This is a genomic window from Streptomyces sp. NPDC056222 (assembly GCF_042264065.1).
Lineage (GTDB): Bacteria > Actinomycetota > Actinomycetes > Streptomycetales > Streptomycetaceae > Streptomyces.
Genome location: NZ_JBHJTL010000002.1, coordinates 123,826 through 136,411 on the forward strand (window position 1 = coordinate 123,826; position 12,586 = coordinate 136,411).

Here is a 12,586-nt window from a genome sequence, read left to right on the forward strand (position 1 = left end):
GCCGTCTTCGACCGGATGCCCTCCTCGGCCCACGACCGCGCAGCCGCCGTACCGGGTCGGCGCCGCCGGTGTCTTCCCCGTGCTCATGGCGGGAACCACCGGCGGCGCGCGGCACGGCCCACGGCAGGAGCAACACCTGCGTCGCGGGCCACGTCGGCGACCAGCTCACCGCTCGGCATGCGGTCCCGTCCGGGACCGCATGCCGAGCGAGGGGTGAGGGCGCGTTACGGCGCCATCTCGTAGGTGCCCGAGAGCGCCTCGACGCGCTGCCAGACCCGGCCCGAGCGTGCCTCGTCGACGACCGGGCGCCGAACGGCTCCCAGCGCCCAGAGCTGCTGCTGCTCGGTGGCGGAGTCCTTGCCGTGCAGCTCGACGGCGTGGGCCGAGAAGTCCCGCACGAGGACGGCGAACAGCTCGTCGAGAACGTCCTCGTCGAGGTCCGTCAGGCGCGCCTGCTCCAGGACCAGCTGGCCGTGGACGACGAGCGCGAACAGCTGGCCGACGGCGAGGAGGAGGTCGAGGTCGCGGCTCTGCTCCTCGTCGGGCGCGGCGGTGAGGACGAACTCGCACAGCGCATCGGCCTGCTCGCGGAAGCGGGCGACGTTCGCCACTCCGGCGTAGGCGTCGTACGCGGTGCGCCAGTCGTGGAAGCGGACGGATCCCAGGCCGCGGGCCGGGCCCTGGCGGAAGAGGAAGGTGTCGTCGGCGTCGTCCAGACGGGTCGGTACGGGCTCGTACGCGGCCGGGTCCAGCAGGTGGTTGCGCATGAACTTCAGGATCAGCGCCAGGTTGACGTGGACGGTGCCCTCGAGCTTCGGGAGGCCCCGGATCTCGACGGCGGCCTGGGCGAAGTAGTTGTCCTTCTCGAAGCCCTTGGCGGCGATGACGTCCCACATCAGGTCGATGACCTTCTCGCCCTCCGTGGTCACCTTCATCTTCGTCATCGGGTTGAAGAGGAGGTAGCGGCGGTCGTCGGGGCCGGCGGTGCGGAAGTAGTCGACGGCGCGGTCGCTGAAGAGCTTCATGCCCACGAGGCGGACGTACGCGTCGGTCAGCTCGCGTCGCACGTGCGGGAAGGCGGTGACGGGGCGGCCGTAGAGGATGCGGTTCTGGGCGTGGGTGACGGCCTCGTACATCGCGTGCTCGCAGATGCCGATGGAGGCGGTGCACAGGTTGAACTTGCCGACGTTGACGGTGTTGAGGGCGGCGTCGAAGGCGGCGCGGCCGGTGTGCAGGACGTCCTCCGCGGCGACGGGGTAGTCCTCGAGCCGGAACTCGCTGACGTACTTCGACGAGTCGACGACGTTCTTGACCAGGTGGTACGCCGGGTGGCGGCTGTCGGCGGCGAAGAAGACGTAGCCGTCGGGGCCTTCGACGTCGGTGCGGCGGCCGAAGACGGAGACGAGTCCGGCCGCGTTGCCGTTGCCGATGTAGTACTTGGATCCGGTCGCGCGGAAGCCGCCCGCGGCGTCGGGCTCCAGGAGCATGTCGGTGGAGTAGATGTCGGCGCCGTGGGACTTCTCGGAGAGGCCGAAGGCGAAAACCTCACCCTGGGAGAGGAGTTCCGCGGCGCGGGCGCGGGCGGCGGCGTTGTCGCTCTGCCAGACCGGGCCGAGGCCGAGGATGGTGACCTGCCAGGCGTACCAGTAGTCGAGGCCGTAGAAGCCGAGGATCTCGTTCAGGGCAGCGATACGGGCGGTGTCCCAGCGCTTGTCCTGCTGCCCCTCGGCGGCGTCGGCGGAGGGCGTCAGGAAGGTCTCGAACAGTCCTTCCTTGGCGGAGAAGGCGAGGAAGTCCCCCAGCCAGGCCCGGGTGCGGTAGTCCTCGATCAGCCGGCGCTTGCCGCGCTCCTCGAACCAGTCGACGGTGGCGCGCAGCAGCCGACGGGTCTCGGGATCGAAGTGTGCCGGGTCGTAGGTGTGCGGGTTGAACAGCAGCGAGTCGGCCATGTGCTCCGTCTTTCGGTCCGATGGGGTGCGGTGGTCGTGGTGGCGCGGATGGTCGTGGCGGTGCGGGGTTCAGCGCTCGGCAGCGAGCCGGTGGAGGGTCGCGAGGACGTCGTCGAGCCAGGCGAGCGTCATCCGCTCGTACGCGATGCCGCCGCGCAGGACGACGTGCTGGAGCTCCCGGCCCGCGTCGAGCGGGCCGGAGGGGGCGGCCGCCTCCGTAACGGGGAAGTCGCGTTCCTCCCCGGCCAGGTAGTGGGCGAGACGCTCAGCGTGCGTACCCCGGTGCCGCTCCACTTCCTGGATCAGCGCGGCCGGGTCGTCGAAGGCCGCGCCCCTGATCTTCACGGCGAGGTCGTGCCGCATGCTCTCGGGCTCGATGGGCTCGTGGAGCCAACTGGACAGCACCGCCTGTCCCAGGTCCGCGACGGTGTACTCCTTCTTGTCCGGGCGGCCGTGCTGCGGCACGTCCCGTACATCGACCCAGCCGTCGCTCTCCATCCGCTTGAGCACGCGGTAGATCTGCTGATGGCTGGCGGTCCAGAAGTACCCGATGGACCGCTCGAAGCGCCGGGCCAGCTCGTAGCCGGACCCGGGCTTCTCCAGCAAGGACACAAGAATCGCGTGTTCGATCGCCACACCCGGAATCCTTCTATGCAACTCGTTGCATAGGCAAGCGCGACCGCCCGGGTGAGACGCGGCTCACCCGGACAGCGCGGAGACGCGCGACGCCTACCGGGCCACGTCCGCGCGACGGAGCATCGCGAGTCGGCTGGCCGTACGGTCCGGATCGCGCAGGAGATCGGAGCCCTCGGGCAGTCCGGCCAGCGGGTCGGCGCCGATCAGGAACAGCCGTATGTCGCGGTCGCAGCAGACGTCCACCAGGTTGGCGAACCGCTGGCGGCCGTCCGCCGTGCACTCGGCGAGCGGCGGTACGTCGTCCAGGACCAGCGTGCCGAAGCGCTCGGCGAGGGCAAGGTAGTCGGGCACCGCCGTGATGCCCTCGCACAGTTCGTCGAAGCCGATCCACACCAGGTCGGCACGGACGGACTTCGCCCGCAGCTCGCGACGGTGCACGGGGACGAGGGCGGCTTCGTCGGGCCTCGGTGCGGACAACCCCGGTTCTCCGAGCAGCGCATCGGTCCTGTCCGTGAGGCAGGCCCCCTCCGCGAACCTCCGTGAGCCCCGGGCCTGCGCGGGAAGCCGCCGGAAGTCCGTCGGGCCGGACACGTCGAGGACGTCCATCCGCTCCTCGATCCGTTGGATCGTGGGCTCGAAGAGGTGGTGGTGGATCGGGTTGGGCATCAGCCCGGAGGGTGGATGGTTGGACGTCGTGACGAGCGTGACGCTCCGGTCGAGGAGGGTGTGGAAGAGCCGGGCGACCAGCATCGCGTCGCCCGCGTCATGGGCGTGGAACTCGTCGAAGACCAGGAGACGGCAGTCCCCGAGCAGCTCGTCGACGGCACGATCGACAGCACTGTGCCCTCCTTCGCGGGACCGGCCTTCATGGGCCACGCCGTCGTGCAGGGCGCGGAAGAAGTCGTGGAAGTGCAGACGCCGTTTGCGTGTGGTCGGCAGGCCGACGAAGAACGTGTCGACGAGCCAGCTCTTGCCGCGCCCGACCGGACCCCAGACATAGAGGTTGCGGGGCGAGGGGCGGGAGCGACGGAACAGGCCGCTCGTTGCCGACAGTTCACCGGCCAGCAGACAGAGCCGCTCGGCGGCCCGCTCCTGCTCCGGGGCAAGGGTGAAACCCCGCTGCTCTGCCGCCTGCCGGAAGTGGCGCCGCATCGAATCGTACTGCTCGCGCATCCTGTGATTCACGAGTCGCGACACTAACAACGGTCATGAACACACCTGTCATCGAGGCGTGTTCACGCTGGGCGGGGTCCGCTCCGGGTCAGCGGCGTTCGGCGGCCTTGTCGAGTTCCTCGTCGAGTGCCATCGCCGCGGTGATCAGGGCGAGGTGGGTGAACGCCTGTGGGAAGTTGCCGAGTTGTTCGCCGGTCGGGCCGATCTCCTCGGCGAAGAGCCCGACGTGGTTGGCGTACGTGAGCATCTTGTCCATCGCGAAGCGGGCCTGGTCGAGACGGCCCGCCCGGGCCAGGGCCTCGACGTAGAGGAAGCTGCAGAGCGAGAAGGTGCCCTCAGAACCGCGCAGACCGTCGGGGGACGCCTCGGGGTTGTAGCGGTAGACGAGGCTGTCCGTGACGAGTTCGCGGTCCATGGCGTCCAGGGTGGACAGCCACGAGGGCGCCTTCGGGGAGATGAAGCCGACCAGCGGCATGAGCAGCAGCGACGCGTCGAGGACTTCGCTGTCGTAGTGCTGGACGAACGCCTTGCGCCGGGGATTCCAGCCGCGTTCCATCACCTGGACGAGGATGGCGTCGCGCTGCTCGATCCAGCGGGAGAGGTCGGCGGGGCGGGCGTACTGGGTGGCGAGCCGAATGCCGCGGTCGAGGGCGACCCAGCACATCATCCGGCTGTACGTGAAGTGCTTGCGGCCGCCGCGGGTCTCCCAGATGCCCTCGTCGGGGCGGTCCCAGTTGTCGGCGAGCCAGTCGAGGAGCGAGGAGAACCCCTTCCACGCCTCGTAACCGGCCACTTCGACCAGGTCCGCCGAGTGGGTCATGGCGTAGGCGAACTCGCCGTAGATGTCGAGCTGCAGCTGATCGGCCGCCCCGTTCCCCGCCCGCACGGGAGAGGAGTCGCGGTAGCCGGAGAGGTGTCCCAGGATCTCCTCGGCCAGGTGGGGATCGCCGTCGATGCGGTACATGATCTGCATCGGCTCGCTGCCGGGCGGGCGCGGCCCGCGGAAGCGGTCGCCGAGCCATCGGCGGAAGGAGTCGGCCTCCTCGAAGTAGCCGAGGTCGAGCAGCACGCGCAGCGAGAGGGACGCGTCGCGGATCCAGGTGTAGCGGTAGTCCCAGTTCCGCTCGCCGCCGACCTGTTCGGGCAGCCCCATGGTGGCGGCGGCGATCGGCGCTCCGGACGGGGCGTAGATGAGCAGTTTGAGGGTGATGGCCGAGCGGTTGACCATGTGTTGCCAGCGGCCCCGGTAGCGGCATCGGCGGATCCACTCGTGCCAGAAGACCCGAGTCTCCTCCATGGCCGCCTCCATCCCCTGTTGGGTGGCGGGCGCGGGGGCGGCTCCCGGAGCGGAGGTCTCCAGGAGGATTCCGGCCCGCTGGCCCTGCTGGAGGGTGACGGTGGTGTGGATGTCCCGGCCGTCGGTGTCCAGGGGGACGGTGCTGCGCAGATGTACGTCGAGGTCGGGGCCGTGGAAGGTGGCGGTGTTGCCGTCGAGTGTGAGGGTGTGTGGGGCGCGTCCGTAGTCGAAGCGGGGCCGGCACTGTACGTCGAAGGTGAGGGTCCCGCGCACCACCCGCATGGCCCGCACCATGCGGTGCCGGTCGGTGGGGGCGTCCGGACGGTCGTTCACCGGCATGAAGTCGACCACCTCGCCCACCCCCTCCGCGGTGAGGAACCTGGTGATCAGGATGGCCGTGTCGGGGAGGTAGAGCTGGCGGACGTTCATGTCGTGGAGGGTGGGGGCGACGGTGAAATGGCCGCCGCGCTCCTGGTCGAGCAGAGAGGCGAAGATGCTCGGCGAGTCGAAACGGGGTGCGCAGAACCAGTCCACGGCGCCCTCGGCGGAGATCAGGGCGGCGGTCTGCAGGTCACCGATCAGTCCGTGGTCGGCGATCGGAGGGTAGCCGGGCAAGAGGACCTCGATTCTCCCGCGACTCCGGGCCTTCGGTGCCACTGCTCGTGTCCACGGAACCCGCCGGTGGCCGCGTCGGCAACGCGGATGGACCGACCGGGCGAACCACACCGGCGTCCGCCGCGAACCGTCGCCGGCGCCCGCGCACCCGGCGCGCACTCCCTTCCCTCCGATCCGACCAGTCGGTATGTTGCTCGCGACCGCCGAACGCCCCTGGAGGACGTCATGCCCGATGCCGAGCCGGCCCGTTCGCCCGAGCCCGCACCCGCGCCAGCACCCACGCCCCCGATCGAAGGACATTGCGACCCTCGCTTCACCGCCGTACGGGACGCGTTCGAGGCCAACTTCCGCACGAGGGACGAACTCGGGGCCGCGGTGACGGTCCAGGTCCACGGCGAGACCGTGGTGGACCTGTGGGGCGGCTGGGCGGACGGGGCTCGTACACGCCACTGGGAGCACGACACCGTGGTCAACGTCTGGTCCACGACCAAGGGAGTCACCGCGCTCTGCGCACACCTTCTGGCGGACCGCGGACTGCTCGACCTGGACGCGCCGGTCGCCTCCTACTGGCCCGAGTTCGGCGCCGAGGGCAAGGAGACTCTGCCCGTACGCCATCTCCTCTCCCACCGTGCGGGGCTGTCCGGACTGCGTGAGCCGCTCACGCTGGAGGAGTTCTACGACTGGGAGGTGACGACCGCTCGGCTGGCGGCGACGGAGCCGTGGTGGGAGCCCGGCACCCGCTCCGGCTACCACGCCATGACGTACGGCTTCCTGGTCGGCGAGGTGATCCGGCGCATCACCGGACGGCTGACCGGCGACTTCCTCCGCGACGAGATCACCGGACCGCTCGGCATCGACTTCACCATCGGGCTCCCCGAGAAGGAGGCGGTGCGAGTGGCCGAGCTGGTACACCCCCACACTTCCTCGGCGAGCGAACAGGCCGCTCTGTTCGCCCAGTTGGAGCCCGCGGCGCAGGCCGCGCTGGCCAACCCCATGGTCGGCGCCACCCAGGCCAACAGCCCCGAGTGGCGCGCCGCCGAACTGCCGGCCGCCAACGGACACGGAACGGCCCGCGCGGTCGCCGAGCTGTACGGCCTCTTCGCCGGGCGCGGGCGATCCGGCGAGCATCGGATCCTGTCCGAAGCGGCCGCCGAACGGGCCCGCGAGGGGCAGGGCGCCTGCCGGGACCTGGTCCTCGGGGCGGGCTTCGCCCACGACACGGAGTGCGCCCTCGGCCTCTGGCTCAGCGGCCCCAACGCCTCCTACGGCCCCAATCCCCGAGCCTTCGGCCACGACGGCTTCGGCGGCTCCTGCGGCCTCGCGGACCCGGAAGCGGGAGTCTCCCTGGGCTACGTAATGAACCGCATGGGCCCCAACATCGCGGACGATCCTCGCAAGATGGCTCTGGTCGAGGCGGTGTACGCGTCGCTCTGAGACGCCGTACCCACCCCGACGGCCTCGGGCCGCGACGGGAACCGGACATCCGGTCGGCCCGGACGGAGCGGCACGATTACGGCATTGAGGGGCGTCCGCACCTGTACCACAGGCCCGTGGGCGACCCCTCCCCCGCCACGGCGGGGATCGGTCGGCCACCAGGGACGACCGGAGGCGGCGGCCGGATCTGTGCGCCCGCTACCGCTCCGGCGAACGGCCGGGTCCCGCCTGCCGGGGCGCCGCCGGCGGGGGCGCGCGAGGCGCGGGATCGGGGGGACCCCGGCGGTTGAGCTGGCGAAACGGTATCGCCCCTTCCGCTTCACCGACGGGCCACCGCAGAACCATCCCGCCCTCCGGAGCACCCTCCTGAAAGAACGTCAGCAAATCGCCGCAAGCGTTTGCACCCGCCGACCCCGTCACACCCGCCACGGCAGCCAATCCGGGCACACCCGGCACCCGTGAGGTGTTGGACCACATGAACGCGCGTAGATCGGCCGAAAGGCGTTCTTGCCGCCAAGGCCACCCGGATTCGAGGATTCCTCCTGTCGAGTTTGGCAGGTCCATGCCGGAGCACCCTTCGGCCAGGACCTTCTTGCCCGGCGCAAGGGATCGCCCACCCAGCGATTCCCCCCACTCCCCCACCGGAGGATCCTGTGAACCTCAAGCGCCTGTCCCCCCTCGGCGGCGTCACGAAGGGCGCACGGCTCGTCGCCGTGGCCTCCGCGCTGCTCGCCGCCTCAGCGCTTGCCGCCCCCACCTCGTCCGCGGCCACCACCGAGGACGTCCGGGCCACCACCGCCCAACTCGCCGTCGCCGACCAGGCCGTACGCGGAGCCGACGTGCCCGGCACCGCGTGGTACACCGACCAGGCGACCGGGAAGATCGTTCTCACCGCCGACTCCACCGTCTCCGCCGCCGAGATCGCCAAGATCAAGAAGGCTGCCGGTGACCGCGCCGGCTCCCTGGAGATCAAGCGGACTCCCGGCACGTTCAACAAGCTCATCGCGGGCGGCCAGGCCATCTACGCCGGCGGCGGGCGCTGCTCGCTCGGCTTCAACGTCCGCAGCGGCTCGACCTACTACGCCCTGACAGCCGGTCACTGCACCAACATCGGCAGCACCTGGTACACCAACTCGGCCAACACCACGATGCTCGGCACCCGCGCCGGCACCAGCTTCCCGACCAACGACTACGGCATCATCCGCCACTCCAACGCCTCTGCGGCGGACGGCCGGGTCTACCTCTACAACGGCAGCTACCGCGACATCACCGGCGCCGGCAACGCCTCCGTGGGCCAGTCGGTGCAGCGCAGCGGCAGCACCACCGGTCTGCACGGCGGTACGGTCACCGGTCTCAACGCGACCGTCAACTACGGCGGTGGCGACATCGTCTACGGCCTGATCCAGACCAACGTCTGCGCCGAGCCGGGTGACAGCGGCGGTGCGCTCTTCTCCGGCACCACCGCGCTCGGCCTGACCTCCGGCGGCAGCGGCAACTGCTCCAGCGGCGGCACCACGTTCTTCCAGCCGGTCACGGAGGCCCTGAGCGCGTACGGCGTGAGCGTCTTCTAGTTCGGAGTGCGTGGGACCCGCGAAGTCGACGGACTCCTCTGGTCTCCCGCTCAGCACGTCGGCCGGCGGTCCCCTCGGGGCCGCCGGCCTCACCGCTGACGTACGCGCGTTGGTCCTCGTCCGCCTGAGGTACCCGGGGTCGGCACCGGGGATGTGAACGGTTCAGGCGCGCGGTCGGGGCGGGCGCGGCCCGGCGACGGCCTCGGCGAGCAGGTGGCGGCCGGCCGGGGTGGCGAGGATGCCACGCAGGGCCGTGTCCCGGACCGCTCGGGCGGGTGTCGAGCGCAGTGTCCACGCGCGCGTGGCAAGGTCGGTGCGGGCGAGCACGCGCAGGGCGTCGGCGCGGCGGGCGCGGTGCCAGGCCGTGACCGCGTCGGCCGCCGAGCGGCCGCCGTGGGCGGTCGCGTCGGGCAGAACGGCGGCGAGGGAGACGGCGTCCCGCAGGCCGAGGTTGAGTCCTTGCCCGCCGATCGGGCTGCACACATGGGCGGCGTCGCCGATCAGCAGCACCCGCCGGTTCGCGTGGTGCGCGGCGAGGCGCCGTTGGGTGCGGAAGGTGCTCGTCCAGCGGCACTCGCGGACGGTCGCCGTCCATCCCCGGGCGGACGCCTCGGCGGCGAGCCCCGCCGGGCCGTCCGCGTCTCCCGGCGCGAGGCCGTGCGGCCGGTGCAGCACCACGCGGGCCCAGCCGTCGAGATGCATCGGGAGCACCACGAGAAGCCCGCGCGGCCCGCCGACCATGTGCACGCGCGTCGGGTCCAGCGAGGGATCCTCGACCCGCAGGTCGGCGAGCTGCCACAGGCCGGCATGGGTCCGGCCGCGAAAGGCCGTACCGGCGAGGGCGCGCAGGGTGCTCGACGCACCGTCGGCCGCCACCACCCAGCGGGCGCGCAGCGGATCGAGGGCGTCCGACCGTACGGTCACGCCGTCGGCGTCCTCGTCGATCGACCGGACGGGCACCGAGCGATGGACACGGACACCCGTGCGCTCGGCCTCCGCGGCGAGCAGTCCCTCGGTCGCGCACTGCGGGACGGTCAGGATGTACGGATACGGGGAATGCAGCCGTGACAGGTCGAAGCCACCGAGCCTGCGCCCCTGCGCCCACATCTCCACCGTGTCCACGCGCCGGCCCAGTGGGTGCAGCGCATCGGCCAGGCCGCTCGGGGTCAGGGCCTCAAGGGTCCGCGCGTGCAGATCCGTCGCCCGGGACTCGGTGACCGGACCGGGACGGCGTTCGAGCACCACCACCCCGAGCCCCGCCCTGGCGAGCAGCAGGGCAGCACTCAGCCCGACCGGCCCCGCCCCCACGACCGCCACATCCGTGTCGACCCCCATGTCCGGCACTGTAGCCGGGGCCGGCGCGTCACATCACTCCGTATTCGGGCTCGCGGAGCCACCGCCGACGAGCGCGTCCGTCAGGGCCATGAGCCGCTTGCGGGCGTCCGTGTCGTAGGCCTGTTCGTGGGCGCGGGCGTCCGTGAACCGATCGAAGTAGCGGCCGGTTGTGTGCGCCAACTCGGGATCGGTGACGAGTCGTACGGTCGGCCGCACCCCCTCCTCGATCCCGGTCACCGGCGTGAGGCCGTACTCGCGCACTCCGCGGGTGTCCATCAGATGCGCGGGGTGGAGGGTGTTGACGGTGACTCCGGTGCCTTCGAGCTCGGCCGCCAGCTCGAAGGTCGCCTTGATCATCGCCAGCTTGCTGCGACAGTAGGCCCGCAGCCCTTCGTACCCTTCCTCGAACATGACATCGTCGAAGTCGATGCGCTCCTGCCCTATCGAGGCGACGTTGACGACACGGGCCGGGGCCGAGGCGGTGAGCAGGGGGAGGAGCGCCCGGGTCAGCGCGTAGGGCGCCAAGTGGTTGACGGCGAAACGCAGTTCGTACCCCTGCGCACTGACCTCCCGGCGGAGCGGTTCGGCGCCGCCGCCGGCGACCGCGTTGTTCACCAGCGCGTCGAGCCGTGGCTCGGCCGTACGTATTTTGTCGGCCATCGCGCGGACCTGGTCGAGGTCGGCGAGGTCGGCGAGATAGCTCCGGACGGTGGCCTGCGGCGCCGCGGCCCGGACCTCTTCCGCCGCCGCCTCGAGCCGGCCGGAGTCCCTGCCGTGGAGCAGGACGGTGTAGCCCTGCGCGGCGAGCTCCAGCGCGATCCCGCGCCCCAGCCCCTGGGTCGCGCCGGTGATCAGAACAGTGGGTGCGGTAGGTGGTGTCATGACGACCATCCTGGGTGGGGCGAAGGCGCCGTGGGGAGCGGGAGCTGATCCTGGTGTTGCCACCACCAGCCACGACACACCTGCGGGCACCCTGAGGCGTGGCCGACGCCCGAGGGCACCGTCCCGGGCAGTGGGACGGTCTCCGTCTCCACGACGAAACCGTCGTGGTCGCCGTCGGCAGGCGCCGGGTCGCCGCCTTTCGGGTCCCCACTCACGACGCCGATCGGTAGACGCGCAAGTCCCGCACCTCGTAGGACAGTTCCGTCGCCCCGGGGTCGGGCGCGGGGTGGTAGCGGCCGGCACAGACGGAGAGGTTGACGATCAGATAGGCGTGCCAGGAGGGTCCGACGCCCCGTCCGTCCGAGAAGACCTCGACGTCGTCGACCCACCACACCACCGTGCGCGCACCGAACTCGGTGCGCAGCCGAACCCAGCCGCCGGGCCGGACGCCGGGGTCACGGTGGTAGTGGTATCCGCCGCGGACCCGGTTCGAAAGCTCCAGGAGATCCGGGTTGTCGGGGTGGTACTCGAAGACGTCGATCTCCTGGCCGCCGTCCCGCCAGGTCCAGATCGCCGGCCAGGCGCCGTTCCCCTCCGGGAGCCGCACCCGCGCCTCCAGGACGTCACCGGCGCGGACCTCGAAGCCCTCGGGGCTTCCCTCCGTCGTCAGGAGCCCCGCGTCCCAGAGACCATCGCGGCGCCGGGTCGCCCGGAAGACGCCCGAGCGGCTGTAGGCGGGGTCGGCCACCAGGTGGTCCAGCTTGTTGTCCCGCGGGTTGACGGGACCGCCGTCGGGATAGGCCCAGGAGCGGCCCGCCGTCCATTGCTCCGGAGAGGCGAAGTCGGCGGTGAAGACCGGCTCGGCGGCCGGCGGACGTGTCGACATGGGCAGCTCCCCTGGTGCGCGACGGTGCGTGTGTCCCCCAGGAATCTGCCCGTGTACTCCTCCGATATCCGGAACCCATCACTCACTGTCGTGAAGACGTCACGGGAGGCAAGGAGTGACCGGCCATGGGGTGACGGTCGGCGGCGGGGCGTGGTGTACGAAGTCTCTGTGAACGAAAAGATCCAGGCCCCGACCGTCCGCGTGTTCATAGCGCTCGCGCCGCCCGACGACGCGAAGGACGAACTGGCCGAGGCACTGCGGCCCGCCTACGACGCGTACCCGACCATGCGGTGGAACCGCATCGAGGACTGGCACATCACCCTGGCATTCCTCGGAGAGGTGTCCACCGCGACCATTCCGCTCCTGCGAGAGCCGCTCGCGCACCTCGCGGAGACGCGTCGGCCCCTGCGGCTGGCACTGCGCGGCGCCGGGTGCTTCGACGAGCGGGTGCTGTGGAGCGGGATCGACGGGGATCTCGACGGGCTGCACCTCCTCGCCGCCGACGTCCGCGCCGTGATCAGGGACTGCGGCACCGCGTTCGAGGACCGGCCTCTGCGCCCCCATCTGACACTGGCGCGAGCCCGCCGCGACGATCCCGCATGCGTGGGGCAGGTCGCCGCCGGACTCGCCTCCTTCAGCGGCCGCCCCTGGCACGCCGAACGCCTGCACCTGGTCGGCAGCAACTTCGGCCGCGGCCCGGGTCCGATCCGCTACCGGGACATCGAGGCGTGGGACTTCAGGGGGAGTCGGTGACACCCCCTCGAGGGGAGGCGGCCTCGTCGGTAGGGTTCGCCTGATCGACAGCCGG

The 12,586-nt window shown here is 71.2% G+C and carries 10 protein-coding genes; 3 read left to right on the forward strand and 7 right to left on the reverse strand.

Annotation, left to right across the window (positions count from 1 at the left end; translation table 11 throughout):
• Nucleotides 1-224: 224 nt before the first annotated feature.
• From ACFC0D_RS01790 to ACFC0D_RS01805, 4 genes are all read right to left on the reverse strand, one after another.
• Nucleotides 225-1,949, reverse strand: a complete 1,725-nt coding sequence (locus tag ACFC0D_RS01790) for an acyl-CoA dehydrogenase family protein (RefSeq protein ID WP_376430475.1) — start codon at nucleotides 1,947-1,949, stop codon at nucleotides 225-227.
• 69 nt (nucleotides 1,950-2,018) lie between these two features.
• Nucleotides 2,019-2,585 carry a PadR family transcriptional regulator gene (locus ACFC0D_RS01795; protein WP_376430476.1) on the reverse strand — a complete coding sequence of 189 codons (567 nt, stop codon included), beginning with the start codon at nucleotides 2,583-2,585 and terminating at the stop codon, nucleotides 2,019-2,021.
• A gap of 93 nt (nucleotides 2,586-2,678) precedes the next feature.
• Entirely contained in the window at nucleotides 2,679-3,758 is a 1,080-nt protein-coding gene (gene zapE / locus ACFC0D_RS01800) for a cell division protein ZapE (RefSeq protein WP_376430477.1), read from the reverse strand.
• 88 nt (nucleotides 3,759-3,846) lie between these two features.
• Entirely contained in the window at nucleotides 3,847-5,670 is a 1,824-nt protein-coding gene (locus ACFC0D_RS01805) for a glycoside hydrolase family 15 protein (protein ID WP_376430478.1), read from the reverse strand.
• Nucleotides 5,671-5,895: 225 nt separating this feature from the next.
• On the opposite strand from ACFC0D_RS01805, the gene ACFC0D_RS01810 reads away from it, so the two are divergent.
• The gene (locus ACFC0D_RS01810) at nucleotides 5,896-7,104 is read left to right on the forward strand and encodes a serine hydrolase domain-containing protein (protein WP_376430479.1); all 1,209 of its coding nucleotides are present in this window, start codon (nucleotides 5,896-5,898) and stop codon (nucleotides 7,102-7,104) included.
• A 653-nt stretch (nucleotides 7,105-7,757) separates the two neighbouring features.
• The gene (locus tag ACFC0D_RS01815) at nucleotides 7,758-8,675 is read left to right on the forward strand and encodes a S1 family peptidase (RefSeq protein WP_376430480.1); all 918 of its coding nucleotides are present in this window, start codon (nucleotides 7,758-7,760) and stop codon (nucleotides 8,673-8,675) included.
• 162 nt (nucleotides 8,676-8,837) lie between these two features.
• Here the strand turns inward: ACFC0D_RS01815 and ACFC0D_RS01820 are convergent, their stop codons facing one another.
• From ACFC0D_RS01820 to ACFC0D_RS01830, 3 genes are all read right to left on the reverse strand, one after another.
• Nucleotides 8,838-10,010 (reverse strand): FAD-dependent oxidoreductase, encoded by a 1,173-nt coding sequence (locus tag ACFC0D_RS01820; protein WP_376430481.1) that lies wholly within the window; start codon nucleotides 10,008-10,010, stop codon nucleotides 8,838-8,840.
• A 33-nt stretch (nucleotides 10,011-10,043) separates the two neighbouring features.
• The gene (locus tag ACFC0D_RS01825; RefSeq protein WP_376430482.1) at nucleotides 10,044-10,901 is read right to left on the reverse strand and encodes an SDR family NAD(P)-dependent oxidoreductase; all 858 of its coding nucleotides are present in this window, start codon (nucleotides 10,899-10,901) and stop codon (nucleotides 10,044-10,046) included.
• Between the two features lie 202 nt (nucleotides 10,902-11,103).
• A complete protein-coding gene (locus ACFC0D_RS01830) occupies nucleotides 11,104-11,778 on the reverse strand; it encodes a beta-glucanase (RefSeq protein ID WP_376430483.1) in 675 nt (224 codons plus the stop codon).
• Between the two features lie 168 nt (nucleotides 11,779-11,946).
• Here ACFC0D_RS01830 and thpR point away from each other — a divergent pair, with 168 nt between their 5' ends.
• A complete protein-coding gene (gene thpR / locus ACFC0D_RS01835) occupies nucleotides 11,947-12,531 on the forward strand; it encodes an RNA 2',3'-cyclic phosphodiesterase (RefSeq protein WP_376430484.1) in 585 nt (194 codons plus the stop codon).
• The last annotated feature ends 55 nt before the right edge of the window (nucleotides 12,532-12,586 follow it).